This is a genomic window from Nostoc sp., assembly GCF_036917235.1.
GTDB lineage: Bacteria > Cyanobacteriota > Cyanobacteriia > Cyanobacteriales > Nostocaceae > Nostoc.
Map to the genome: position 1 here is coordinate 15377 of NZ_JBALDU010000009.1, position 25497 is coordinate 40873.

Below are 25497 nucleotides of genomic sequence, written 5' to 3' on the forward strand. Positions count from 1 at the left end.
TTTTTCATCCTGTCTTACTAACTAACGAGTGTCTTGTATCTATGGCACGAGTTTTGCACTATTAGAGTTCTAGTTAGCAATTAAATTTTAAAGCAGATGAATAACTCTAAAGTTCGCATTCCGAAAGAAATTGCTCCCGATGTTTTCGCTCTAGCGGCTCAGTTGTATGCCCAAGAAAATCAGGATTATTCTTTAGAAGAAATTATGCAGGCTGGAGCAGAAGTACAAATTCCTCCAGAGGTGATTCAACAAGCTATACAACAGATTCAAGCCAAGCAAATCCGAGATCGCGATCGCCAACGCAAGTTAAAGTTAATTTTAACTAGTGGCGGCATTGGAGCAGCGATCGCACTTTTCGGTTTTTGGACATACAATACTGTTGCTAGTAATGCTACACCAAGCGGGCGATCGCTAGAAGCTAATCTCCCAAGCGCCAATTTACCTAATCCTAATCCTCTAGAGATTCCCCCAGCACCCCCACCAGGATTACCCCCCGCAGCCGGAACCACTTTCACCGGAGAGGTAAAACAGTATCTGCTCAACCCTGAAGGTAAGGTGGATGGGCTATTACTCAATAACGGACTACAGGTGAAATTTCCTCCCCAGATGGCGGACAGTTTAGTGGCGATGATTACCCCAAACACCAAAGTGAGCATTTTTGGCAATCCTGGCTTTTCCACTCGCTTCGGACAGGAAGTGAGAGCCAAAAAAATCACCAATTCTCAAACTGGACAGACTTTAGTCGAACAACCTCCCACAACAGCCCCCCAACCCCCCAACTTAAACAACTACAGTACCTTATCTGCACAGGGAACTGCTCAGAATTGGTTGGTGGGACATCGAGGAGAAATTAACGGCGTTATTATCTCTAATGGCACAATTGTCAAATTCCCGCCCCATGTAGGCGAACAGCTAGCCAGTATCGCGAACATCAAAAACACAATTCAAGCCAAAGGATTCGGCACGCGCAATCGTTACGGACAGATTTTAGAAGCTACGGCATTGTCAGTTAATGGGCAATCTGTATCTTTGCAACCAAAAGCCATCACCGGCCCGTAATACCATTGACAAAAATCTTTGCAACAGATGAATCTGCTGTCGGGGCGTTTAGCTTGACAAAGTAGTAGTTTTACTTTTGGATATTCAGGTGGCTAATAAAAAATGAGGGTATTGCTAACTTGTTAAGTTGCCAATACCCTCACGTAGATAAACTAAGTTTTTTTAGTAGCCTATAAGTCTAAGTTACTGCCTGAGCAACTACTGTCGAAAGTGACTCATTCGCTGCTTGCTTCAACAATTCGGCTTTATCGGTCTGTTCCCAAGGCAAGTCTAAATCAGCCCGCCCAAAATGACCGTAAGCCGCGACGTCCTGATAAAAACGTCCGCCTCGTTCACTTGGTAAGTTCCGTAAGTTGAAGGTATGGATAATCCCTGCTGGACGCAGTTCAAAGTGTTTATTGATTAATTCCAGTAAGGTTTCTTCATCCACTTTGCCAGTGCCAAAAGTATCCACTAGAATACTTGTTGGTCTTGCTACGCCAATAGCATAAGATAACTGGATTTCAACTTTTTCTGCCAATCCGGCGGCGACAATATTTTTCGCTACATAGCGAGCCGCATAAGCAGCAGAACGGTCTACTTTCGTGGGGTCTTTGCCAGAAAAAGCGCCGCCACCATGCCGTGAATAGCCACCGTAGGTGTCAACAATTATTTTTCGTCCTGTCAGACCAGAGTCTCCTTGAGGACCACCAACGACAAATTTGCCAGTGGGGTTGACTAAAAAACGTGTTTCCTGATTAGGTTTAACGTCAATGTCGCCAAAAACAGGTTCGACCACTGCTGACCAGAGGTCTTGTTTAATTTTGGCTTGTACCGCCGCCTCATCCGTAATTTCCCCAATGCTGGCTGTATGCTGAGTGGAAATTAGAACCGTATCAATACCTACGGGGCGCCCATCTTCGTAGACTACAGTTACTTGGGTTTTACCGTCAGGACGCAGGTATGACAATTCACCTGTTTTACGGACTGCTGCCAATCGGCGAGCAATGCGGTGGGCGAGACTGATGGGTAAGGGCATCAGTTCTGGTGTTTCGTTGCTGGCAAAGCCAAACATTATACCTTGATCGCCCGCGCCAATTTTGTCGAATAGCTCATCACTATCTTGCTGGCGGGTTTCTTGGGCGGTGTTAACGCCTTGGGCAATATCGGGCGATTGTTCGTCTAAAGCCAGCAGAACGCTGGTGCTGTTAGCAGAAAAGCCATTGTCAGCATTGGTATAACCAATTTCGGCAATTTTTTTCCGGGCAAGATTGACGAAATTTACATTAGCTTTGGTGGTTATTTCACCAGTGATTAGCACCAAACCAGTATTAACTACGACTTCAGCGGCGACACGACTGCTAGGGTCTTGTGTCAATAGGGCATCCAGAATAGTATCAGAAATCTGATCGCAGATTTTATCTGGATGACCTTCGGTGACTGACTCAGAGGTAAATAGATATCGACGAGACAAAGGAAATTCCTCCATCGAGAGTTTTTTCGTTGGCTAAATGTGGATATTTAGTTCAACTACTAATTTATGAAATCATAACAATATTTATACTTCAGTCGTTAGTATCTTCTTGATATTGATAAAAACCACTAACTATAAGGTAAATATCCGTAAGTAAGATAAATGTATGCTAATTATTTCGTAGCTAAAATGTATTTAATAACACAAAAAAAAGGGGGTACCCGGAAGCGCCCCCATAAGCTTTGACACAAACACTGCTGCTTTAAACCTGAATCGCTAACTTTGCTTCCGTAGCTGTCAACCGCTCATAAGCAGCACGCATCTTCAAACCTGTAAGCACTTGGAAGAAACCAGTTCCATTATTGGAACCTGGATACTCGCGGTGCTGGAGTAACAAGTGAGTCAATTCACCTTGATATTTTGTGGATGTATTGCTGAGATGGGTTTCGATATAAATGACTTCTTCCAAGTTGTCAAATTGACCATCCACCTCTAGTACTGAGACATAGCGGCCATAGTAAACATCTGAACCGTAGTACAGTTGCATACCAGGATAAGAACAGGTCAACTTGCGTCCACAGGGAGTCCAATTAATTGTTGATCCTTCATCAAACAAGTAGGTTGGATCGAAGCCTTCCTTGCCTTCCCGCTGGAGCATACGTACCCTTAAGACTCTGCGCTCGGTGTCGTTTTTGATCAAGTTTGTGGGCAACACCTGGAGAACCACATCGGCAAATTCTCTTTGTGGTTCGATAAACTTATCAAAGTCAGGTTTGCGGGAATTGATTTGCGCTAATACATCTTCGTAGCGATGACCGCGTTCAGCCATATCTCGCTGGATTTTCCAGGCAATTTTGACCTCATCGCTAATGTCAAAATAAACACTGAAGTCGATTAGCGATCGCACCCGCTCATCATATAAAGGATGGAGTCCTTCAACAACTATAATGTGATTCGGCTCTACCCGCTCTGGCGGGTCAATCAAGCCGGTTTCGTGGTTGTAAATCGGCTTATCAATAGCTTGACCACTTTTGAGCGCTTTAATTTGCTCATACATCAAGTCAAAATTGTTCGCCCTGGGGTCTAGCGCCGTTATCCCCGTTTCTTTGCGCTGTTTGCGATCCAAGGAGTGATAGTCATCTAAGCAGATGACTGTCATTAAATCTTCACCAAACAAATCTATCAAACGACGCAAAAACGTAGATTTACCGCAACCAGAGTCTCCGGCTACTCCAATCAGTACCACGCGTTCCGGCTTACTTGTCATAAATCTCCTCTAAAATACTAAAGTTGTGTCAATAATTTTTCACACAGCAGATTCTGAAGCCAGGAGTTTACCCCTTTGGTTTATCCTGCGTTCTTGCTACCTAGCACATTTATAAGACACCAAGCGGGTAAGCAACAAAGTAATTAAGTTGCTACTCGTCGGACTAGCCTGAATGTTGGTGCCGGTAAGTATTTAATCCTAGTGATATATTTGATTTTAACAGAAGGGGGTATCCCATACAATATTGCTGTCAAGAAGAATTAGCGTGGTTCCTCAATCATTTTTTTGTTAATTTAGTTGTTAATTTAAAAATGGGGATCAGCACTGCTCATCAGCGTTGCACCTTTATCAGTCTGCTACTTGTGACTCTATAGAATCAATAGTATAAGGTATAATTTATTATTGCCGCAAAATTGCCGCAAATTTTCTAATGTTCCTAAATTGTAATTCGTGCTCGACAATACTTAATATATTCAAAGCAAAAATCTATCCAACGAATGAGGAAATAACTTGCATTACCCAAATTCTTGGCTGTAAATTTATGAATATGCTCATATAGAAGCGTTGACGTTATGGCAAAGTACTGATGCAAGGTTGACAGATTTTTCACATCAAGTGAAACTAGTTACAGTTGCTTAAATTATGATTGTCTATCTCGTGATATTTGTGGCTGGAGTTATCCTAGTTATGTAATTGTCCATAGATAGGTAATGAAGATAGCTAACAACATTCCAGAAGAGTAGTAGATTTGGAGAAGTAAAACCAATCGGAAGAAAACCTTCCTTTCTTGGCATTCTCCGATTTAAACCTCTGGAGTAAGCAAGCACAAGGGAAGCTTTTGGAGGTAAACTGAGCGGTAGCTTCCACCGATCAAAGTAGCCCTCCGAGAATATCTACTATTGTGATATTGTGAGTTGCTCATAGGGTCCTAAGGTAAAAAGCTATCTCCCTGATGGGGGTGCTAGTTAACGAAAAAAAGATTAAATTGATTCATTATTAACATTCTCCACAAGATTTATCCTTTACCTTAGAAGGTGAACAGGTGTGTTTTTTGCTATGCCTGCATGTCTTTGGTGAGTGTACTTAGCAAGGCATTAATTTAATGATGCCGTTTTTCCTTCTTTCTCCAGTTTTGTGAAACGAAAATCCGGTAAACTAAAGCTGGCATGGGATGGGAATAGTTTTTTTTGAAAAACGGTTAAGTAAATTATCGGAGTGGTAGAACGAATGTACAATCAAGGTGCTGTTGAGGGTGCTGCCAACACAGAATTAGGTAGCCGCATCTTCCTTTATGAAGTAGTGGGTTTGCGTCAGAGCGAAGAAACCGATCAAACTAACTACCCAATTCGGAAAAGTGGCAGTGTGTTCATCAGAGTGCCTTACAACCGCATGAATCAAGAAATGCGACGTATCACTCGTCTAGGCGGCACAATTGTTAGCATCCAGCCTGTAACTGCTCTAGAGCCAGTTAATGGTAAAGCCTCACTTGGGAGTGCTACAAGCGAAGTCAGCGAGTTAGCTACATCTGGGGAAGCTGCTAACAGTGAAGGAAATGGTAAAGCCACACCTGTAAATGCTCATAGTGAAACTAAAGGTTTCGCTAAACCACCAGCTGAAGAACAGCTCAAGAACAAGGACAAGAAAGGCAACACCATGACTCAAGCGAAAGCCAAAAAAGACCACGGTGACGTTCCTGTTAACACTTACCGTCCCAATGCTCCGTTCATTGGCAAGGTAGTATCTAATGAACCGCTAGTCAAAGAAGGTGGTATTGGTATTGTTCAACACCTCAAATTTGACATTTCCGCCGGGGATTTGAAGTATATAGAAGGTCAAAGTATTGGGATTATTCCACCAGGATTAGACAAGAACGGTAAGCCAGAAAAACTTAGACTCTATTCCATCGCCTCAACTCGTCATGGCGATGATGTGGATGATAAGACAGTATCACTGTGCGTCCGTCAGTTGGAGTACAAGCACCCAGAAACTAGCGAAACAGTCTACGGTGTTTGCTCTACGCACCTGTGTTTCCTCAAGCCAGGGGAAGAAGTAAAAATTACAGGGCCAGTGGGTAAGGAAATGTTGTTACCCGATGATCCCGAAGCTAACGTCATCATGATGGCAACCGGAACAGGTATTGCGCCGATGCGGGCTTATCTGTGGCGTCAGTTTAAAGATGCAGAAAGAGCAGCTAACCCAGAATACGAATTTAAAGGATTCTCTTGGCTAATATTTGGTGTGCCGACAACTCCAAACCTTTTATATAAGGAAGAACTGGAAGAAATTCAACAAAAATATCCTGAAAACTTCCGCCTCACTCCTGCCATCAGCCGCGAACAAAAAAATCCCCAAGGCGGTAGAATGTACATCCAAGACCGCGTAGCAGAACATGCTGATGAATTGTGGCAGTTGATTAAAAATGAAAAAACCCACACATACATCTGCGGTTTGCGAGGTATGGAAGAAGGTATTGATGCAGCCTTAACTACTGCTGCTGCTAAAGAAGGCGTAACCTGGAGTGATTACCAGAAGCAACTCAAGAAAGCTCATCGCTGGCACGTAGAAACCTATTAAGTTAGTCATTAGTCATTGGTCATTAGTCACTTGTACTGAGCGACTCGTGCCGAGCGGAGCCGAGGTAAGTCGAAGTATTAGTTTTAGACAAAGAACGAAGGACGAAGGACAAATGACAAAGGAAGCAGGATAATCAGTAGGTAGGGCAAACGCTCTACCTACAATTTTTATTGGTGAAATTGGGTGCAAAATGGGTGTGAAACTAGGAATACTGGGATTAGGCACCGTGGGAACGGGAACAGTGCAGTTGTTGCAAGATAGCGCTGGGCGTCACCCATTGTTGCAAGAGATAGAAATTTATCGGGTGGGAGTCCGATCGCTAGATAAACCCCGTACAGTAGAATTGTCTACGGAAGTCTTAACTACAGATTTAGAATCAATTGTCAACGATCCGGCGGTGGATATAGTTGTCGAAGTGATGGGTGGATTGGAGCCGGCGCGATCGCTAATTCTCAAAGCTTTAAGTAATGGTAAGCATGTAGTCACCGCCAATAAAGCAGCGATCGCCCGCTTTGGAGCGGAAATTTTCACAACTGCCAATCAAGCTGGTGTATACGTCATGCTAGAAGCCGCTGTGGGTGGTGGTATTCCAGTGATTCAACCCCTAAAGCAATCTTTAAGTGTTAACCGAATTCACACTGTAACTGGCATCGTTAACGGTACAACAAACTACATCCTGACGCGGATGCAAACAGAAGGCAGCAACTTTAATGATGTCTTAGCTGATGCTCAACGTTTGGGTTATGCTGAGGCTGACCCCACAGCCGATGTGGATGGCTTAGATGCAGCTGATAAAATTGCCATTCTTGCATCATTAGGCTTTGGGGGACGTATCAACCTACAAGATGTTTATACTGAGGGGATTCGGCAAGTGAGCAAAACAGATATTGCCTACGCCGAAAAATTGGGATTTGTGATTAAATTGTTAGCGATCGCTAAACGTGATACTCCCTCATCTCCCCTTTCCGTCAGAGTTCATCCTACCTTAGTGCCCAAAGCCCACCCTTTGGCTAGCATCAACGGCGTTTACAATGCCATTCTTGTGGAAGGAGAACCCATCGGTCAGGTAATGTTTTTTGGCCCCGGTGCTGGTGCTGGTGCAACCGCCAGTGCCGTAACATCAGATATTTTGAATTTAGTTGCTGTCCTCAAGACCAATACAGCAGTTGCCAATCCATTATTAACTTGTGGACACCAAGAATACTGCCAAATTGCACCAATGGCAGAATTGATAACTCGCTTTTACGCCCGTTTCCTCACCAACGATCAACCTGGAGTTATCGGGAAATTGGGGACTTGCTTTGGTAACTATGGCGTTAGCTTAGAGTCAATTGTCCAAACTGGCTTTCAAGGGGAACTTGCAGAGATTGTGGTAGTTACCCATGATGTACGGGAAGGTAATTTTCGGCAAGCTTTGGCAGAAATTCAGAATTTGTCAGCGATCGAAAGCATTCCCAGCTTACTACGTGTACTTTGAGATTAATGTTTTAGCGATCGCGTAACTGCTCAATTGCGTAGACGCAAAGCGGCTTGTCGTTAGACATCGCTCGGTGTTTAACTAGAGTTTTAAGTATTTGGTTTGAGGGTGCGATCGCGCCAATTTGAGATTTGGTTGGGGAAAGTAAACAAGTAATAGACTAGGTACATAGAGGCGCAAAAATTCGCGCCTCTATGATTTTTGGAGATAGTAGGATTGAAGTACGCCAGGTAAACAGCCCCATTTGCTGATGTAGTAGCAATAAACATCAACAATAACTGAATGGGTGTTAATAATAAGGAGTAGCGCTGTGGTCAATTTGAATAATTATAATGCAGAATTAGCTGATGAAGAAATTTTAGATGAAGAAGACAATGATGAAGAACAATATGAAAAAGTAACTTTTCAATACGATCCAGAAAAAATAAATATTGCTACAAGGGAGCCAACTATTGAGCAATTACTCAGAAGAATTGACGAAGAAGCCCTTGATTTAGCACCTGATTTTCAACGACAAGCTAATATATGGACTTTAGAAGCAAAAAGTAAATTAATTGAATCTATTTTGATTAGAATTCCATTACCTGCTTTTTATATTGATGCTACAAATGAAGAGACAGATGAAGATAAATGGGTAGTTGTAGATGGATTACAAAGATTGTCCGCCTTAAAGCAATTTGTAATTGATAAAAGTGATAATAGACTTAAATTAGTTGGGTTAGAATATCTAAAAGACTTAAATAACAAAAATTATGATGAATTAGAACGAAGATATCAACGTCGTATTTTAGAAACTCAAGTTACAGTATATTTAATTGAAAAAGGTACGCCTTTAGAAGTCAAATATAATATATTCAAACGTATTAATACGGGAGGTGTGCCTCTTTCCAATCAAGAATTGCGCCATGCTTTGAATCCTGGGCAAGCTATAAAATTGGTGGCAAAACTAGCTTCTTTCTCAGAGTTCAAACGTGTTGTTAATCTCAGTGACTCAAAGAAAAAGAGAATGGATGATAGAGAGTTTGTACTAGGATTTCTTGCTTTTTATCTAATTTCTTATAAAGAATATCAAGAGGAAACTCGAGATTCTTTCCTCAGTAAAGCTTTATCGAAAATAAATAGTCTTTCCAATGAGGAAATAATCAAGATAGAAGAAAATTTCAAAAAAGCGATGATTGCAGCTTTTGATGTTTTTAATAATAACGCTTTTCGCAAGATTTCTAATAAAAATAAAAGAAAGTTCCCCCTTAATAAATCTTTGTTTGAAGTTTGGTCTGTAAATCTTGGAAGACTAAATATAGAAAATATTCAAATTTTAAAAGATAGAAAACGAAAGCTCATTGATACTTTTATTAGATATGTAGATAACGATGCAGACTTTCTAGTATCAATATCTCAAGTAAAAAATAAAATTGAGCATAGATTTGAAACGGTAGAGAAAATTATCCAAGAAGTATTATTATGATTAATTTCATTAATTCTCTGAAATTGACCAATTACAAAGCCTTTGAAAATCAGTTAATCGAATTTAAGCCACTAACTTTACTTTCTGGTCTAAATAGTACGGGAAAATCTTCTGTCTTACAATCGCTACTTTTGCTGCGTCAATCTTATCAACAAGAATTATTGCCAAATGTCGGTTTAGCATTGAATGGTGAATTAGTACACATTGGTACTGCTCAAGATGCATTTTGTGAAAGAGCCAAAGAGGATTATCTTGGTTTCGAGATTATTTGGAATGATAGAAAAAAAGGGATTTGGCGTTTTAGCTATGACCAAATTAAGACAGGTGCAGATGTTTTAAATAATTTAGATTCTAAATTACCAATTGAGAATGTTTATAAATTAAGTCCTTTCAATAGAAGATTTCACTATTTACAGGCTGAACGTCTCGGGCCACGAACATCTTATGATATGTCAGATTATCAAGCAAGGCGACTAGGACAGTTAGGTAGTAAGGGTGAATATACTGCACATTTTTTAGCAATTAATCAAGATAAAGATGTTCTTCAAACTAAACTAAGACATCCGATGGCAAAATCTAACACTCTTAGCAGCCAGGTTGAAGGATGGATGAGAGAAGTTAGTCCTGGTACAAGGATTAAAATCAACTCTAATTCAGATATAGGTTTGATGAGTTTACAATATTTTTATGGGGATAGTAACCCCTATCGTACTACTAATGTCGGATTTGGGATTAGTTACACATTACCGATTATCGTAGCAGTTTTATCATCTTCTCCGGGTACACTAATTATAATTGAAAATCCAGAGGCACATCTACATCCTAAAGGACAAGTCAAGATGGGTGAATTATTATCGCTTGCAGCTAATTGTGGGATTCAAATACTAATAGAAACCCATAGCGATCATGTTTTAAATGGTATTCGTCTTGCCGTTCATGGAGGAAAAATTAAGCCCTATGATGTTCAGTTACATTATTTTCAGCGACAAGAAAAAGAAGGGCAGACTGTTACAGAAGTAGTATCTCCACATATTGATCGGAATGGCAGAATTGATCGATGGCCTGATGGATTCTTCGATGAGTGGGAAAAAAGCTTGGATATTTTGTTAGAACCTGCTGGAGAGTAGATTGTGGAGATTGACCTAGTTTTAAATGAACTTTCTCTGCAAAATCCTACCTCTGATAAGCAAACAGCGCGACAATGGATGTCGAACTTCATTAACACTATAAAAGCAGTTAAAGCTCAGGGTGTGAAAGTCTATCTTCGCACTAAAGATAACTTTCATACAACTATACTTGCACCTGACTATCCTTTACGTCGTTGGCTTAACGATAGGGAAGTAGATCAAGTTGAACAAGGTTTTATTAGAAATTTAGCAACAGGAAGTCCTTTCTCAACTAATATTGCAAATTCAGATATTCAAGAAATTGAAAATAATGCTGGCTTGTCTGAATTTTGGCATCAGGGAGAAGCCGCAATTGGGCTTGGTATTGCTTATATGCTTGATGCGATCGCAGTCAGCTTGCTTTTTGAGGAATGCTGGGATTTAAGCCACCTAGAACTCGCAGCCAGACGAATTGATGAAGATGGAGAAGTAATTGATTATATTGTAGAGATTATCCATGTTAGTCGTAGCAACCATGTGCAGGAACACGCGCAGTGGATACAAAAACGTATTCGTACCGGAGTTATTGACGGCGAGGATCTTTGGAATCGGAGAGAGGAATTATTTCCCAATCTGGAGTTTTGCGAAAATGTCAGCAAACAGATCCAAAGCCTTTATTGTCTAACGCCAATGCTCAGACAGGTTGTAAACAAGTTATTTGAACTAGAAAACTACTGTAAAACTTGGACAGATGGAGCTTTCGATTTAGACCTAATTCCTAGCAAAGCGACTCCAGAAAGTGACTCTAGACTTCAAAAATTAAAGCCGAAACTAACCTTTAAGTGTCCTGATGATGTACATCGTATCTTCAGTTTGCACCTAAGAATGACTGGTGCAGGGGCTTGGCGGCTTCATTTTTCTGAAGAATTAGGGCCAGATAAAATTATCATTGGGTACATCGGGCAAAAAATCCAATAATCTTAAAGCCTAATTATAAAAAGCGATCGTCTACGGTTGCTAAACTAAAAAACAACCCTTACTCCTGCAAAGGTAGTCTTATGACCTCTGCAACCGATCAAGAGGGTTTTTATTTAAATTAGTCAAAGCCTTATAAGTATTTATCCCCGAAAATAGGGGATTTCGGACATTGGCACAAGATCCATTCAGGGAAGGGCAAAATTTGGAGTCTGAAAAGAGTGGGTGACGAGGGATTTGAACCCGCAACCAATAGATTAAGAGTCTACTGCTCTACCGTTGAGCTAGTCACCCACACGAGTAAGAATCTTAGCATAACTTCTGACAATTTAGCTAGTGCTATGCCCAAAAAAGGAATTAAAAGGGGAATTTGACGGTGAAGGTGGTTTGGCCTGCTGCACTTTCTACATAAATCGAGCCGCCTAAATGTCTGACCATTTTCTGTACTAATGCCAATTCCAGCCCCGTGCCGCTATGTTTCCACGGATCGTGTTTGGAAAGGTGATAGAAAGGTTCAAAAATCCGTGAGAGTTCATTGCTGGTAAGCTCTATTCCCGAATTGGTAATATTAAGCTCGATTGCATCCCCGATCAACTGAGCAGAGACTGCGATCGCTTCCCCGGCTGGGGTGTATTTGCAGGCATGGTTGAGCAGTTCGGTAACAATCCGCTCCAAATCAGTGATATCTGTCTCCAAAGGGGGCAGCGCACGATCGACAGTCAGGTTTAACTGCTGTCGCTGGCAGATGGTGAGGTCTCGAAAAGACTCGATAATGGGGTGAAGCCAGCTTTGAAAGTCAATGGCAATCAAGGTTGGGGGATCGGGTTCGGCTTCGAGATATGTGAGTGTGAGTAAGTCGTTGATTAACTTGCTTTCTCGCCCACACTCGTTATGCAGAATCTGCAAGAGTTGCGGCACTATTTCTATCTCTGATATTTCTGCTGGTGTGAGGACACTTTCGAGAGTTTGGACTGCAAGGCTAATGCTTGTTATTGGTGTCCGCAGTTCTTGGGATAAAGTTCTGAGAAATTGGTTTTTGAGCCGATCGCTTTTTTCTAGTTCTTTTACCTGTGCCTGGTTTTGTTGGTAAAGTTGGGCTTGACGAATGGCGATCGCACATTCATTTGCTACCTGCTGCATTAGCTCAATTTCAAATTCGTCAAAAGCCTCTTGTGATGGTCTTGTCAACCAAATATTTCCCAAAATCCCTTGAGTATCAAAAATTGGACAAGCCATCTGGGACATAACTAGCAACTTTGGTTGCCATCCCGGTACAATTTTCAAAAATTGCAATGGTTGTTTTTGCAACAGCGGCTGATAAACTTCAAGATAGTCTACAATCTGTTTAGTTAATCCTTGACACTGAGGTAAATTAATACTGTATTCGTAAGTAATAGTAACTAGAGTTTGGCAGGTACTGTAGAGTTCAATTTGGCAACGCTCAAGGTTCAGTAACTTTGCTAATTCCTGGGTAAGTGTCTGCAACACCTGAGTTTGATCCAGACTGTCGCGGATTTGTTCTGTCATGCGTCGCACCAAGGCTTCAAAGTTTCGCACCTGCTGCAACTGATTTAGATGTTTCTGTTTTTGCAACTCCATCTTGGCTTTGAGATCCTGGAGTTGCTGATGAAGTTCTGCCTGTTGGACTGCAATGCCGATTTGAGTTGCCAACTGCTTGAGCAAGTCAGTTTCTGTTTGCTGCCATTGACGCGATTCACGGGAATGCTGGGCAATCAACAGCCCCCACATATCTTGCTCTTGAAAAATCGGCACGACGAGATTGGCTCTTATCTGCAAAGATGTCAGGAAATCTATATGGCAAGGATGCAACCCGGCTGCATAAATATCTTCGACAACTTGAATGCAACCTTGTCCGTAGTGTTCTGGATGTTTGCCACCCAAACAGGGATCGGTGATGTTTTTTCCCAACAGTGGATCGCTTGTAGCTACAGTTGATTCGGCAATGATTACTCCACTACCATCAGCCTCGAAACGATAAATCAACACGCGATCGCAATTTAAAAACTGCCGCAGTTCAATTGTAGTCTGATGCAGAATTGTCTCTAATTCTACAGATTGGTGAATCCGTCCAGCGATCGCTTCTAGCAGTTGCTCTCGTTCAACTTGGAGTCCAACTGCTTGCTCTGCTTGCTTCACAGAGGTAATATTACTACTAGTACCAATCAATCGATAAACCTTGGAGTTAGCATCCTTTAGTGGGGTGAGAGTCGTACTCCACCAAGTAGGAACTCCCTGGAATTGCAAACATTGTTCGTAAGAAATAGTTGTGCCAAATTGTACGCAGTCCACATAATGTTGACGCACCTTTGCAGCATCAATAGCAGAGAGGATATCCTCTGGCTTTTTGCCCCGGAGATCGTCTGAGCGAATCCCTATCCACCGTTCATGAGTGGGATTAAGGGCCACATATTGAAAATCTCCATCCTCCAAAACATCAACTACAAATATTGATGCCTGTACAGAATCGTACATGCTGAGTAGAAACTGCTCGCTACTACTTTTTTCATCTACTTCTGTGCCAAAAAGAATTTGAGGTGGTGATAATTTTGTCAACTCCATAGTTGATTCCACTGGATTTATATTCATGCGAGAGTCCCACTCTTGTATTACTGACTCTTCTAGGCGCTCTCTTGTCGTTAAGCTTGTAGTAGATGCACTTTAGCGCCTATAGCAAAGTATTGTCAGCTGTTGCTCATCGAAATTTTGATCTTTCTCTACTTCTTGTCAGAAATCTAGGAAAGCTAATAGGAGTCAGCTTAACAAAATCCTGCTTTTTGAAGGTGAAAATACATTTGCAGGTTAGGGCAAACTTAACTGAGATTTTTTAACAGTTTTTCAATATTGTTGCATATATCTAAGTGCAAACATCAGTATACATCAATTAAATCTATAATTCTTAATAATAAAGTGAGGAGTCGGAACTTACGTAGGCGTAGCCCGCCGCAGGCATCGCAATTTGTGAGCATTGATTCCTGTGAGGATACCAACCAGCAGCCAAGTGATGCCTAATCCGATGACTTCACCTAAAAATAAATGGCTTAAGTCGCGCCAGATCGTTCCTACAGCAGAACCCACGGGGATAGCAACAGCCCAACTTGCCGCAGAGACAAATATCCATCGCCACGCTACAGGCTGGGGAATTGCTAACGATTGTGCCAATCCAATCCCCAAGCCGCCAAGAGCACCATAAACCGCTCCTGACAGGATTCTCAGGGGAAGAATCTGTGTACTAGGTACAATCCAACCCACGGCACCAATACCGATCGCAGTGATAATACTCCAACCCAAAAGACTTGACAAAATCCACCTGATACAAAATATAGGTTGTTTGAGCAGACAACCTTGAGGAAGTGCGATCGCAATTGAGCCAATAGCCGCCTCTACCACTCCAACATCTGGCTTTTCGCCGACTTCAATTAGTAGTAAACTCAATAAAAATCCGCCAAAAGTAGCTAAAGTCCACAGCAATGTAAAGCCAAATCTAGTATTATTAGGCGCGAATGGCATCAAAGTTTCTTTGTTTGTAATAGTCTGACAGTTTTTGCATTAAACATCTCAAAAAAACCTTTGCGTCGCTGTTGTGGTGATTCTGGTACGATGTAACCCCACAGACTCTCCCAGTAGAAAAAGGAGATACCATCAAAATTGCGATCGCGCACTACCTGAACCTGTTCTCTAACTTGTGCCATTTTCACCGGATTACCTACTGTTCCTGTTGATATCCCAATACCTACAGGAATTAGACTTTGAGCCAATTTTATAGATGGTTGTTCCAATTGAGCGATAAAAGACTTTTTGTCATTTCGATACACCTGCAAAATCAACTCATTAACTAAACCTTTTTTTATCCAATTTTCCCAATCTTGCAAATAGTATTTATAAGCAAAAGCTTGATAGTTAGGAGACAAAGATATTCTAACTTTAGGCTTAACTGCCTTCACAGCTTGATAGATTTCTGCCATAAAATCGGTAATTTTGTCTGCCCGCCACCGCATCCACTCTGGGTTAAAAGGGTCATTAGGGGGACTTTTACCTTGATGTTCTTGCTGGTAGAGTTCAATAGTGAAGCGATCGTAGCCGAACTGTACAGGCATTCCAAAATGGTCGTCAAGCTGAATACCATCCACATCGTAATCCCTGACTACTTCTAAAATTAACCCTTGGATAAACTCTTGTACTTGTGGATGTAAGGGATTCAACCAAGCTTGTTTAGTTATTAAAAGATTGTCGATTTCTTCTGGTGGGGCATCTTGAATAGAGTTAATACCTTCTTGGCCAATTGTCAACCAGTCAGGATAACGCCTTGCTAATTGTGAATAATGCGGCGTCATGAACCCGTATTCAAACCAGGGAATTACTCTCAAATCTTTATTTTTGGCAAGTGTCACTATCTTTGCTAAAACATCCTGTCCACCGTGCATGAAGTTGAGCAAAGGTTGAGTTTCTGAACCTGTAGTTATTTTGGCTACAGTACTCTTGTAAAAAGTATGTCCTCGGTTCCAAACCACAGGATAAATCGTATTAAAGTTGAGAGTCGATAATTGATTTATGGCGCGGTTAATACCCCAAGGGACAAATAGTACACCACTAGCAACATTAGTGATCCAAACGCCGCGAATTTCTGTAGTTAAAGGACTTGTTTTTTGGGAATAAACTGGCACTGAAGAGACTGAAGAGGGTAAAAAACCTGTTAAAGCGACTACTAATCCCAAACACAGCAAGTAAGCAACACAACGGCGAGCAACCCGATTCATTTGTAAGCGTGACCTAGTGCGATCGGAATATATATATAACTACAAAATAAAGTTGTAATCCTCCGGATGATGTAAAGAAATGATGATTAAGAATTCAGAATTCAGGAGTCAGAATAGTTGAAATAATACGGAGCTATTTTGGTCATGAATATACTTAACGATACCAAAACCTAATAAATTAGGAATTCAAACCCCTTAACTCCTAACTCAATACGGTTCCGTTAAGTGCTACTTGTACAAAATTGTGGGTTTTTGAGACGCGATAAATCGCCGTCTCTACAAGTGTTTTGGTTTTATCTTAACTGTATTGACTCCTGAATTCTGAATTCTTTCTTATTAAAATCTTTCCACACCTTCAAATTGTTTGACTGCCGATGCATTTGCTGCTTCACCACAAGTCCGTGGTGTGGGGAATATCTTTTCAGGATTTGCTAACCCTTTAGGATTAAAAACTTGCCGTACCCATTGCATAGTTTCTAAATCAACTTGGCTAAACATCTGTGGCATATAGCATCTTTTCTCTGCACCAATACCATGTTCGCCAGAAATACTACCACCGACTTGCACACAAAGTTTAAGAATTTTTCCGCCCATTTCTTCTACTTGCTCTAATGCTCCATGCACAGAATTATCATAAAGAATTAGCGGATGAAGATTGCCATCGCCAGCATGAAACACATTAGCAACACGATAACCATATTGTTTACTTAATGCCTCAATCTCATGTAAAACATAAGGTAACTGAGTCCGGGGAATTACACCATCTTGTACATAATAATCTGGACTTAAGTGCCCTGCCGCAGCAAAAGCCGCTTTACGTCCTTTCCATAATTTCAATCGGGTTTCTGGGTCAGTAGCAGAAGTGACATTCCGCGCACCATTCTTTTTACAAATTTCGGTAACTCGCTGCTTATTTCCTACAACTTCCACTTCTAAACCATCAATTTCTATTAGTAAAATAGCAGTAGCATCGCGGGGATAACAATTCGTTGCGACAACATCTTCAACTGCATTGATGCTGAAGTTGTCCATCATTTCCATACCACCAGGAATAATGCCGACGCTGATGATGTCAGAAACAGTTGCCCCAGCAGCTTCAATGCTAGTAAAATCTGCCAATAGTACACAAATTGATTCTGCACTTTTGAGAATTTTTAAAGTAATTTCTGTGGCAATTCCTAAAGTGCCTTCAGAACCAACAAAAACACCTGTTAAATCATAACCAGGCATTTCTGGGATTTGTCCGCCTAAATCGATAATTTCCCCTTCCGGCGTGACAATTTTTAATCCTAAAACGTGGTTAGTAGTAACACCGTATTTAAGACAATGTACGCCACCAGAATTTTCGGCAATATTGCCCCCAATAGAGCAAATAATTTGACTGGAAGGATCAGGAGCGTAGTAAAATCCAGCACCACTAACAGCTTGTGTTACCCAACTATTAATCACCCCTGGTTGTACAACTGTCCGTTGATTTTCTAAATCAATACTGAGGATTTGCCGCATCAATGAGGTAACAATTAAAATGGAATCTTCTACTGGTAAAGCACCGCCAGATAGACCAGTGCCAGAGCCGCGTGCTATGAAGGGGATAGAGTATTGGTTACATATTTTTACAATTTCTGCAACTTGTTCTGTAGTTCTGGGTAACACCACCACAGCCGGACGTTGGCGATAACCAGTCAAACCATCGCATTCATAGGTAATGAGTTCTTCGCGGCGTTGCACCACACCATTTTTGCCAAGGACAGTCTCGAATGCTTTGAAAATGGGTTTCCAGTTGCGTTGTTTTTTATCTTGGGTAAGCATAGTTTTTTAAAGTTCAAGGTAGATGTATAACTTCTTGCAGGCTTTTTGGGACGCTTTAATTACTATTGTTGCAAGAATAGCAGCTAAGAGTGAGTAAAAGGCGATCGCCTGATTTGATTACGCAAGGTGCAATGTCTCTTAACAAGCGTCTTGAGTTATGGTAAAATTTAATATCCTGTTAATTATTACGTTAAAGTAACATAGGGTCAGACATTTAACAGGAGAGGTTGAAATGACTTACCAAGTTTTAGATTCCACCTCAAAATTAATTGCCAAGCTGCAAATACTAGCACCAGAATAGCAACAAGAGGTGCTAGATTTTGTCGAATTTCTCGCACAAAAATATGCTCAACCACAACAAACACCGCAGAAATGGATACTCGGCTTAAACCAAGGGAAGATTTGGGTAAGTGATGATTTCAATGACCCTTTACCTGATGAATTTTGGTTAGAAAAAAATGAAATATGAAACTTTTTTAAGCATTAAAACTACTTTGGCATTCATCATATTTAGATTCTTTTCTTCTTTTTCTTCTAGTTTCATTTACTGAATTTGAAATTCTATCTTCTTCCTCTGTTGTAAGTTTTGACTTCTCATCTCTTAATTCTTTTTTTAGTGATGTATCTATCTCTATATCTTTTAAAAAATTAGAGTTGGGAAAATTGACCATTTGACCTGTATGGTCAATATATTCATGATTTTTGCCAATTCTGACTCGTGCTTGCCCTTTAAAAAACTTGTCAGCACCATCAAACTGAGGAGAGATTATTATCTGCCCTGATAAGTCAATATAGCCCCATTTATAGGCAATTTTAACTGCTGTCAGGCATTCCGAAAACCTATCTGCGTAATCAAAATTGAATGGTATAATAACTCGCCCTGATAAATCTATGTAGCCGTATTTCTTGCCAATCTTGACTCGTGCTAGACCTTGGGAAAAGCTCTCAGCCCAATCAAATTGACAGTTGATGAATATTTGCCCTAATGAATTGATATAGCCCCACTTGTAGTCAATCTTTACAAGTGCTAGACCTTCTGCAAACTGCCAAGCCTGAGTAAATTTAGGAGGTATGATTATTTGCCCTCTCTTATCTTTATATCCATACTTTTCACCATTCTTGAATCGCTCTAAACCTAATGCAACGTCTTCCACTTCTTCAAACTGAAACGGAATCGTAACAATCTCTCTATCAACACTTTTGTTGCTAACTTCAAATCGCGTTACCTCATGAGACAATCTTTCAGGCTTATCAAACTGTGACTGAAGAATCATCGTCCCCATGTGGTCGATGTAGTCAACTTTATGACCAAGCTTTACTTGTGCTATTCCATTGAAAAATTTTCCAGCCTCATCAAACAGAGGTGGAATAACTACTTGTCCTTTTTGATTTTTGTAGCCCCACTTGTCCCCCTCCTGGAATGGCCTCAAGCCGTTGGTCATTTAGTTTGCCTACCTTTTATTTTCGTACTAACACAAACCTCTTATTGTCAATAATGGCACAATCATCTCCTAAAGCCAAAAATAGTGTGTCCACTATTTTTGGCTAACTTGCATCCTCTCATCCCTAATCAACTAACCTAGAAATAACGCTCTCAAATACTGGATAAAATCATGGTTCAGGAAGTTTTAATCAATGATAATGATTACTAGGTGCCAGATGCCAACCAGTTAGTAACTGAAGATGACACTTTAGATAATTTTGCTACTTCCAAACAGAAACGCCTTTTAATTGGCTCTCTTTACAGTTTTATACAGCAGCAGACTTTTTTAGCAGCCGCTAATGTCGGTATTTACCATACGGACGGTCAAGCTGCAATTGTACCCGACGTTTTTCTCAGTCTGGATGTGCAAGTACCTCAAAATTGGTGGGAAAAACAAAATCGTTGTTATATGGTTTGGCGGTTTGGCAAACCTCCAGAAGTTGTCCTCGAAATTGTCTCTAATAAAGAAGGTGATGAACTTGGCAAAAAGCTGAAAATTTATGAACAAATGCGGGCTAGTTACTACATCGTATATGACCAGAATCAGCAATTAGGAGAAAAACTACTACGCGTTTATGAACTTAGAGGAAGACGCTACTTTGAAACTTCAGAAAATTGGTTAGAACAAGTTGGTTTAGGTGTAACTTTGTGGGAAGGTAAATTTGAAGATAGACAAGATACTTGGTTACGCTGGTGCTACCAAGATGGTAATGTTTTATCGACTGGAGATGAACGCGCCGAACAGGAACGACAACGTGCCGAACAGGAACGACAACGCGCCGAACAAGCAGAACAACGCACCCAATTACTAGCAGATAGGCTACGGGCTATGGGCGTAGATCCCGACACTCTATAGGACATTTACTGTAAAGGCGCAAAGTTTTTTGCGTCTTTGCATGAGTTTATAATTCTCACAAACTTGTGCAACTTATAAACTCATTTATCCGATACCAAACCTTCTCTAATAAATCTGGATCATTAGCATCAAACCATTGAATTTGTGGATATGCTCGAAACCAAGTGCGTTGTCGCTTGGCAAATTGTCGCGTATGCAAAATTGTTAATTCTTTCGCTTCATCTAAGGAAATATCCCCAGCCAAATATTGCTTAATTTCTTGATAACCCAAAGTATTCAATAAAGACAAATGAGCGCCATATTTTTGACAAAGATACTCCACCTCAGCAACCAAACCATTTGTTATCATCTGTTGAGTACGCTGTTGAATCCGAGCATCCAATCTTTCAACATCGCAATCTAAACCAATTTGCAGAATCGGATAATCGGGTGGATTCTCCCCTTGCTGTTCTGAAATTGGATATCCAGTGACGTAAAATACCTCTAATGCTCGTAAAGTCCGCACTAAATCGTTACCATGAATCTTTTGTGCGGCAACTGGATCAACTTGTTGTAAAATTGCGTAGAGTTGTGGTTGACCGAGAGATTCAAGCTGCGATCGCAATTCCGTTTGTGGTGCAACTCTCGGAATTTTCATCCCTCGAACAATAGAACGGATGTATAAACCAGTGCCACCAACTAGAAAAAGTGGTGTAACACCAACAGAAGCAATTAAAGCTTGTGTTTGTTCCTGGTAGTCTGCTACTGTCATCGTGTCTGTTGGATCGCAGATATCTATTAGATAGTGCGGCACAAATTTTTGTTCAGCCACAGTTGGTTTCGCCGTCCCAATATCAAACTCACGGTAAACTTGACGAGAATCAGCACTGAGAATTACAGAACCCAAACGCATCGCCAAAGCCAAAGCCAAACCAGACTTACCCGTTGCCGTCCCCCCACAAATCACAATTAATTTAGTCATTAGTCATTAGTCATTAGTCATTAGTCATTTGTTATGGGGCATTGGGCATAAGGAATAAAATTGTTCAATAATTCTCCCTTGACCCCTCATCTCCCCCTGCTTCCCCTGCTCGCCTGCCCCTCTGCTCCTCTGCCCCCTCTTCCACGGTACTGCAACCCCAGTATAAACTTCTCTTGAAAATGCCCTACAGACGCCAGCAAGGCTTTTGTGTTAAAATTTTGGAGTGTTTTTACTTTTATTTGCCTTTAGGCGATTTCAACCCCACGCATCAGGAGAGTTTACATGACGAGCAGTTACAGTGCCGATCAGATTCAAGTTCTGGAAGGTCTGGAAGCCGTCCGCAAAAGACCAGGAATGTACATTGGTACCACTGGCCCGCGAGGACTCCACCATTTAGTTTACGAGGTGGTGGACAATTCAATCGATGAGGCTTTGGCGGGCCATTGCACTCATATAGAGGTCGATATCAACGCTGATGGTTCCGTGACTGTAACAGATGATGGTCGCGGTATTCCCGTCGATACTCACTCGCGCACCGGAAAATCGGCTTTGGAAACCGTAATGACGGTACTGCACGCTGGTGGTAAGTTTGGCGGCGGTGGTTACAAAGTTTCTGGAGGATTGCACGGGGTTGGTATTTCTGTTGTTAATGCCCTCTCTGAAGTTGTAGAAGTTACAGTTTGGCGAGATAAAAAGGTTCATCTCCAACGCTATGAACGCGGTATCCCAGTTACTGAACTGCAAACCAAGCCTTACAAAGAAGCTAGAACTGGAACTTCTGTCACCTTCAAGCCAGATACCCAAATTTTTACAACTAGCATTGAGTTTGATTACATCACTTTATCAGGTCGCCTACGGGAATTGGCGTATCTGAATGCAGGTGTCAAAATTACCTTTACTGACCACCGTCTTGAACTACTAAAAAGCGATACACCGAAAGTAGAATCCTACAATTACAAGGGTGGTATTAAAGAATACATCGCTTATATGAACCGCGAGAAGCAGCCGTTGCATGAAGAAATTATCTATGTGCAGGGCGAACGTAACAATGTGCAAGTAGAAGTTTCATTGCAATGGTGTACTGATGCTTATACGGATAATGTACTAGGTTTTGCCAACAATATTCGTACAGTTGATGGTGGTACGCACTTAGAAGGCTTGAAGGCGGTTCTGACTCGGACATTAAATGCGATCGCTCGCAAGCGCAATAAAATTAAAGAGAATGAAACTAACCTCAGTGGCGAACACGTCCGCGAAGGTTTGACTGCGGTTATTTCCGTTAAAGTCCCAGATCCAGAATTTGAAGGACAAACCAAGACTAAACTCGGTAATACTGAAGTACGGGGAATTGTGGATTCTTTGGTGGGAGAAGTCCTCACCGAATATCTAGAATTTCATCCTGCCATAGCAGATTCAATCTTAGATAAAGCTATCCAAGCTTTCAAAGCCGCAGAAGCAGCGCGTCATGCACGGGAATTAGTTCGCCGCAAATCTGTACTAGAATCTTCGCCATTGCCTGGTAAATTGGCAGATTGTAGTTCTCGTGACCCTAGCGAATCTGAGATATTCATTGTGGAAGGGGATTCAGCAGGTGGGAGTGCCAAACAAGGACGCGATCGCCGCACTCAAGCTATCTTGCCTCTACGTGGTAAAATTCTTAACATTGAAAAAACCGATGACGCTAAAATTTATAAAAATAACGAAGTTCAATCGTTAATTACAGCACTTGGTTTAGGTGTTAAAGGTGATGAATTTGATTCCACTCAACTGCGCTATCACCGGATAGTCATTATGACGGATGCTGACGTAGATGGAGCGCACATTCGGACTTTGTTGTTAACATTCTTCTATCGATATCAACGGGCACTCATCGAACAAGGCTTTATTTATATTGCTTGTCCCCCACTGTTTAAAGTAGAACGGGGACGTAATCATGAATATTGCTATAGCGATCGCGAAAAAAATCAAGCGATTGCCAAATTCCCGGCTAACGCCAACTACACCATCCAACGCTTCAAAGGTTTGGGTGAAATGATGCCACAACAACTCTGGGACACCACCATGAACCCAGAAACTCGTAAAATGAAGCAAGTCGAAATTGAGGATGCCGCCGAAGCCGATCGCATCTTCACAATTTTAATGGGCGATCGGGTCGCACCCAGACGAGAATTCATCGAAACTTATGGTTCTAAACTCAACTTCACCGATCTAGATATCTAATCTCAGCAGTCCTAAATCATTTGTAAAAAACAAGATCCCCGATTTCTCAAAGAAATTGGGGATCTTTAACTTTGAAATATTACTTGACATTCCTGCAACAGATTTTGCTAAAGAATTTATATCCAAAATTTCTGTAAAAACTACCTCTTTTGGATGATGACAACCTATGTAATTTATAAATTTATTGTATTCAGATTTTTGATACTACAAATTCTGTCGTTAGAGTAAGTGACTATATCGACAAATTCATTAAGTATTATTAATAATTCCTTATTTAACTGGATTCTACACAAAGCTATGAAAGCGAGCAAAGGCATAGTAGGAAAAGTATTGTTCAATATTATTGGCATCGGTAGCTTAGTTACTCTGTCTGCCTGCGCTCAACCTGTTGCAGAAACTCCTACATCAACTGTCCCGCCCGTCACACCAACCGATCGTGCCAGCAACTCAATCACAGTCAACAACGCTAAGGTGACTCAGCCAGATATCCCAGCTAGCAACGGCATTGTTCATGTAGTTGATCGGGCACTTGTGCCACCTAATTTTCCTACAAGTCTAAACACCACCCCAATACCACGGTAGTTCAGCAAAGTTCATAGTATCCAGCTTTCGTTAGGGGTAGTTTTCAAAGCCACCATGACTTTGAACTAGTCGCTAATAATCAATTAAAATGTCACACAAGCACTCGTTTAACACTACAATAACTACAAAAAATTCAAATTGATCGGCTATTAAAAAACCATATAGTTTGCTTATTGTCAATATTTTCCAAACATTCAATGCTCGACTGTTAACATAACTACCAACTTTATTGGAGATTTAGTCCAGATAATACTCTTTGCTCTGACTCGTTGATTAATTTGAACCACCAGCTAGAAACACATTTGTTATGCTTTAAGAAAATAACTGAACATCATCTATCCAACAGCAATTAATAAGTATTTTGAGGATTTCTCATCATAAGATGACAGAAACTTACCGAAATAAAAGTATTGAAATTTACAATTGCTTTACGCAAAAAAGCTTTGTAACTAAATCATCAGGTAATCTGCTGGGTTCTATGTGTTTGAGGTAATAGCTGTTGGAAATACACACCATAAGGCTGAAAACTTGTTAATATCTTCATGTAGTGCCGTGGCGATCGCGATCGTATCGTATGTATCTAATGTACTTTTGCCTAAGATAAGACGATATTGGCAAGTTCACAGGACAAATTATTTTTGAATTGATTAAAATATCCTTGTATACAATAAAAAAAGTTTGTCAAGTTTCATAGGGCTGAAATCGCCACAGTGCGCTAACGTGTGAATAAGACCGAATTAGTAAACCTAAATTGATCTCCGATCGGGTCGATTCTGCCACCGCCTCAACTCCTCAGTTAAGGTAGTTAGTACGCAGAAGGTTAACTGCTTTCAGGCAAGCACCACCACCGTTGTTGTATTTACCCAAAGACAAGACCCGTTTTAGTCTAAGGGATGCTTAATTTATGAAGGAAATGTAAAAATGGGTAGGTTAAGACTAATAGTCTGAGTTAACATAAAATGCACTCTTTCTCAGTAATTAATGTTGTGTAAAATACATGAAATTCGGCAGAAGCAAGCGTACTTACTTCGTAATGTAATAAGAGCGTCACTGCAATTCCGAAAAGTGGAGAAAAAATTTCCGGGTATAAATCCCGTTTTCAATGTCTTTTTGGTGAAAGTAGCTAAAGGTTACTTAATGAATTCATGATTAATACACAAAAAGAGTGCAATTTCTGTGAAACAGGCTACAATCGGAAGAGTCTTTATACGAAAATCTGCCAACAGTCTGAACTCATTTGTATAGAGTGGCAATTTTTTTGATAAAGGCAAGTATTTTTTTTGACCAGTTAGTTGAAAGCAATATGTGATAGCAACACATATAACATTTACTAAAGTGAGCAAGTCACCTTTAGTATTTGCTTAAACTAAAGTAAAAACCCTCCTACCGGAGGTGTAAAACTTCCGAAAATATCTCTGGCAAATCTGCCAAAAAA

The 25497-nt window shown here is 40.8% G+C and carries 18 protein-coding genes and 1 tRNA gene; 10 read left to right on the plus strand and 9 right to left on the minus strand.

Annotated elements, in window-relative coordinates; all coding sequences use genetic code 11:
- Positions 1 to 96: 96 nt before the first annotated feature.
- Entirely contained in the window at positions 97 to 1059 is a 963-nt protein-coding gene (locus V7K44_RS03040; RefSeq protein WP_334928524.1) for a hypothetical protein, read from the plus strand.
- A 178-nt stretch (positions 1060 to 1237) separates the two neighbouring features.
- Here the strand turns inward: V7K44_RS03040 and metK are convergent, their stop codons facing one another.
- Complete coding sequence (gene metK / locus V7K44_RS03045) at positions 1238 to 2512, minus strand: methionine adenosyltransferase (RefSeq protein WP_334928527.1); 1275 nt, start codon at positions 2510 to 2512, stop codon at positions 1238 to 1240.
- Between the two features lie 262 nt (positions 2513 to 2774).
- On the minus strand, positions 2775 to 3779 hold the full coding sequence (locus tag V7K44_RS03050; protein ID WP_099101474.1) for a phosphoribulokinase: 1005 nt from the start codon (positions 3777 to 3779) through the stop codon (positions 2775 to 2777).
- Between the two features lie 1227 nt (positions 3780 to 5006).
- On the opposite strand from V7K44_RS03050, the gene petH reads away from it, so the two are divergent.
- From petH to V7K44_RS03075, 5 genes are all read left to right on the plus strand, one after another.
- Positions 5007 to 6353 carry a ferredoxin--NADP reductase gene (petH, locus tag V7K44_RS03055; protein WP_334928732.1) on the plus strand — a complete coding sequence of 449 codons (1347 nt, stop codon included), beginning with the start codon at positions 5007 to 5009 and terminating at the stop codon, positions 6351 to 6353.
- A gap of 190 nt (positions 6354 to 6543) precedes the next feature.
- A complete protein-coding gene (locus V7K44_RS03060) occupies positions 6544 to 7830 on the plus strand; it encodes a homoserine dehydrogenase (protein ID WP_334928531.1) in 1287 nt (428 codons plus the stop codon).
- Positions 7831 to 8140: 310 nt separating this feature from the next.
- Complete coding sequence (locus V7K44_RS03065; RefSeq protein ID WP_334928533.1) at positions 8141 to 9295, plus strand: DUF262 domain-containing protein; 1155 nt, start codon at positions 8141 to 8143, stop codon at positions 9293 to 9295.
- Positions 9292 to 10422: an AAA family ATPase gene (locus tag V7K44_RS03070; RefSeq protein WP_334928535.1), complete on the plus strand. Its 1131-nt coding sequence runs from the start codon at positions 9292 to 9294 to the stop codon at positions 10420 to 10422. The genes V7K44_RS03065 and V7K44_RS03070 overlap by 4 nt, the downstream gene beginning before the upstream one ends.
- 3 nt (positions 10423 to 10425) lie before the next feature.
- A complete protein-coding gene (locus V7K44_RS03075; RefSeq protein ID WP_334928537.1) occupies positions 10426 to 11379 on the plus strand; it encodes a hypothetical protein in 954 nt (317 codons plus the stop codon).
- Between the two features lie 219 nt (positions 11380 to 11598).
- On the opposite strand, the gene V7K44_RS03080 is transcribed toward V7K44_RS03075, so the two are convergent.
- The 5 genes from V7K44_RS03080 to glcD form a co-directional block, all read right to left on the minus strand.
- Positions 11599 to 11670: transfer RNA gene (locus tag V7K44_RS03080), tRNA-Lys, on the minus strand.
- A gap of 63 nt (positions 11671 to 11733) precedes the next feature.
- A complete protein-coding gene (locus tag V7K44_RS03085) occupies positions 11734 to 13983 on the minus strand; it encodes a PAS domain-containing sensor histidine kinase (RefSeq protein ID WP_334928540.1) in 2250 nt (749 codons plus the stop codon).
- A gap of 336 nt (positions 13984 to 14319) precedes the next feature.
- Positions 14320 to 14904, minus strand: coding sequence for a hypothetical protein (locus tag V7K44_RS03090; RefSeq protein ID WP_334928542.1), 585 nt, complete (start codon positions 14902 to 14904; stop codon positions 14320 to 14322).
- Positions 14904 to 16151 (minus strand): glycoside hydrolase family 10 protein, encoded by a 1248-nt coding sequence (locus V7K44_RS03095; protein ID WP_334928544.1) that lies wholly within the window; start codon positions 16149 to 16151, stop codon positions 14904 to 14906. Before V7K44_RS03095 ends, V7K44_RS03090 begins: the two co-directional genes overlap by 1 nt.
- Positions 16152 to 16487: 336 nt before the next feature.
- Positions 16488 to 17960 carry a glycolate oxidase subunit GlcD gene (gene glcD / locus V7K44_RS03100; protein ID WP_334928546.1) on the minus strand — a complete coding sequence of 491 codons (1473 nt, stop codon included), beginning with the start codon at positions 17958 to 17960 and terminating at the stop codon, positions 16488 to 16490.
- Between the two features lie 310 nt (positions 17961 to 18270).
- On the opposite strand from glcD, the gene V7K44_RS03105 reads away from it, so the two are divergent.
- Complete coding sequence (locus V7K44_RS03105; RefSeq protein WP_334928548.1) at positions 18271 to 18429, plus strand: DUF2281 domain-containing protein; 159 nt, start codon at positions 18271 to 18273, stop codon at positions 18427 to 18429.
- A gap of 7 nt (positions 18430 to 18436) precedes the next feature.
- Here V7K44_RS03105 and V7K44_RS03110 read toward each other — a convergent pair whose 3' ends face one another.
- Positions 18437 to 19402, minus strand: a complete 966-nt coding sequence (locus V7K44_RS03110) for a WG repeat-containing protein (protein WP_334928550.1) — start codon at positions 19400 to 19402, stop codon at positions 18437 to 18439.
- 210 nt (positions 19403 to 19612) lie between these two features.
- Here V7K44_RS03110 and V7K44_RS03115 point away from each other — a divergent pair, with 210 nt between their 5' ends.
- The gene (locus tag V7K44_RS03115) at positions 19613 to 20299 is read left to right on the plus strand and encodes a Uma2 family endonuclease (RefSeq protein ID WP_334928552.1); all 687 of its coding nucleotides are present in this window, start codon (positions 19613 to 19615) and stop codon (positions 20297 to 20299) included.
- Between the two features lie 55 nt (positions 20300 to 20354).
- Here V7K44_RS03115 and miaA read toward each other — a convergent pair whose 3' ends face one another.
- Complete coding sequence (gene miaA, locus V7K44_RS03120; RefSeq protein WP_334928554.1) at positions 20355 to 21260, minus strand: tRNA (adenosine(37)-N6)-dimethylallyltransferase MiaA; 906 nt, start codon at positions 21258 to 21260, stop codon at positions 20355 to 20357.
- Between the two features lie 282 nt (positions 21261 to 21542).
- Between miaA and gyrB the strand changes: the two genes are divergently transcribed.
- On the plus strand, positions 21543 to 23480 hold the full coding sequence (gene gyrB, locus V7K44_RS03125; RefSeq protein ID WP_334928556.1) for a DNA topoisomerase (ATP-hydrolyzing) subunit B: 1938 nt from the start codon (positions 21543 to 21545) through the stop codon (positions 23478 to 23480).
- Positions 23481 to 23777: 297 nt separating this feature from the next.
- Positions 23778 to 24062, plus strand: a complete 285-nt coding sequence (locus tag V7K44_RS03130) for a fasciclin domain-containing protein (protein ID WP_334928558.1) — start codon at positions 23778 to 23780, stop codon at positions 24060 to 24062.
- Positions 24063 to 25497 lie beyond the last annotated feature (1435 nt).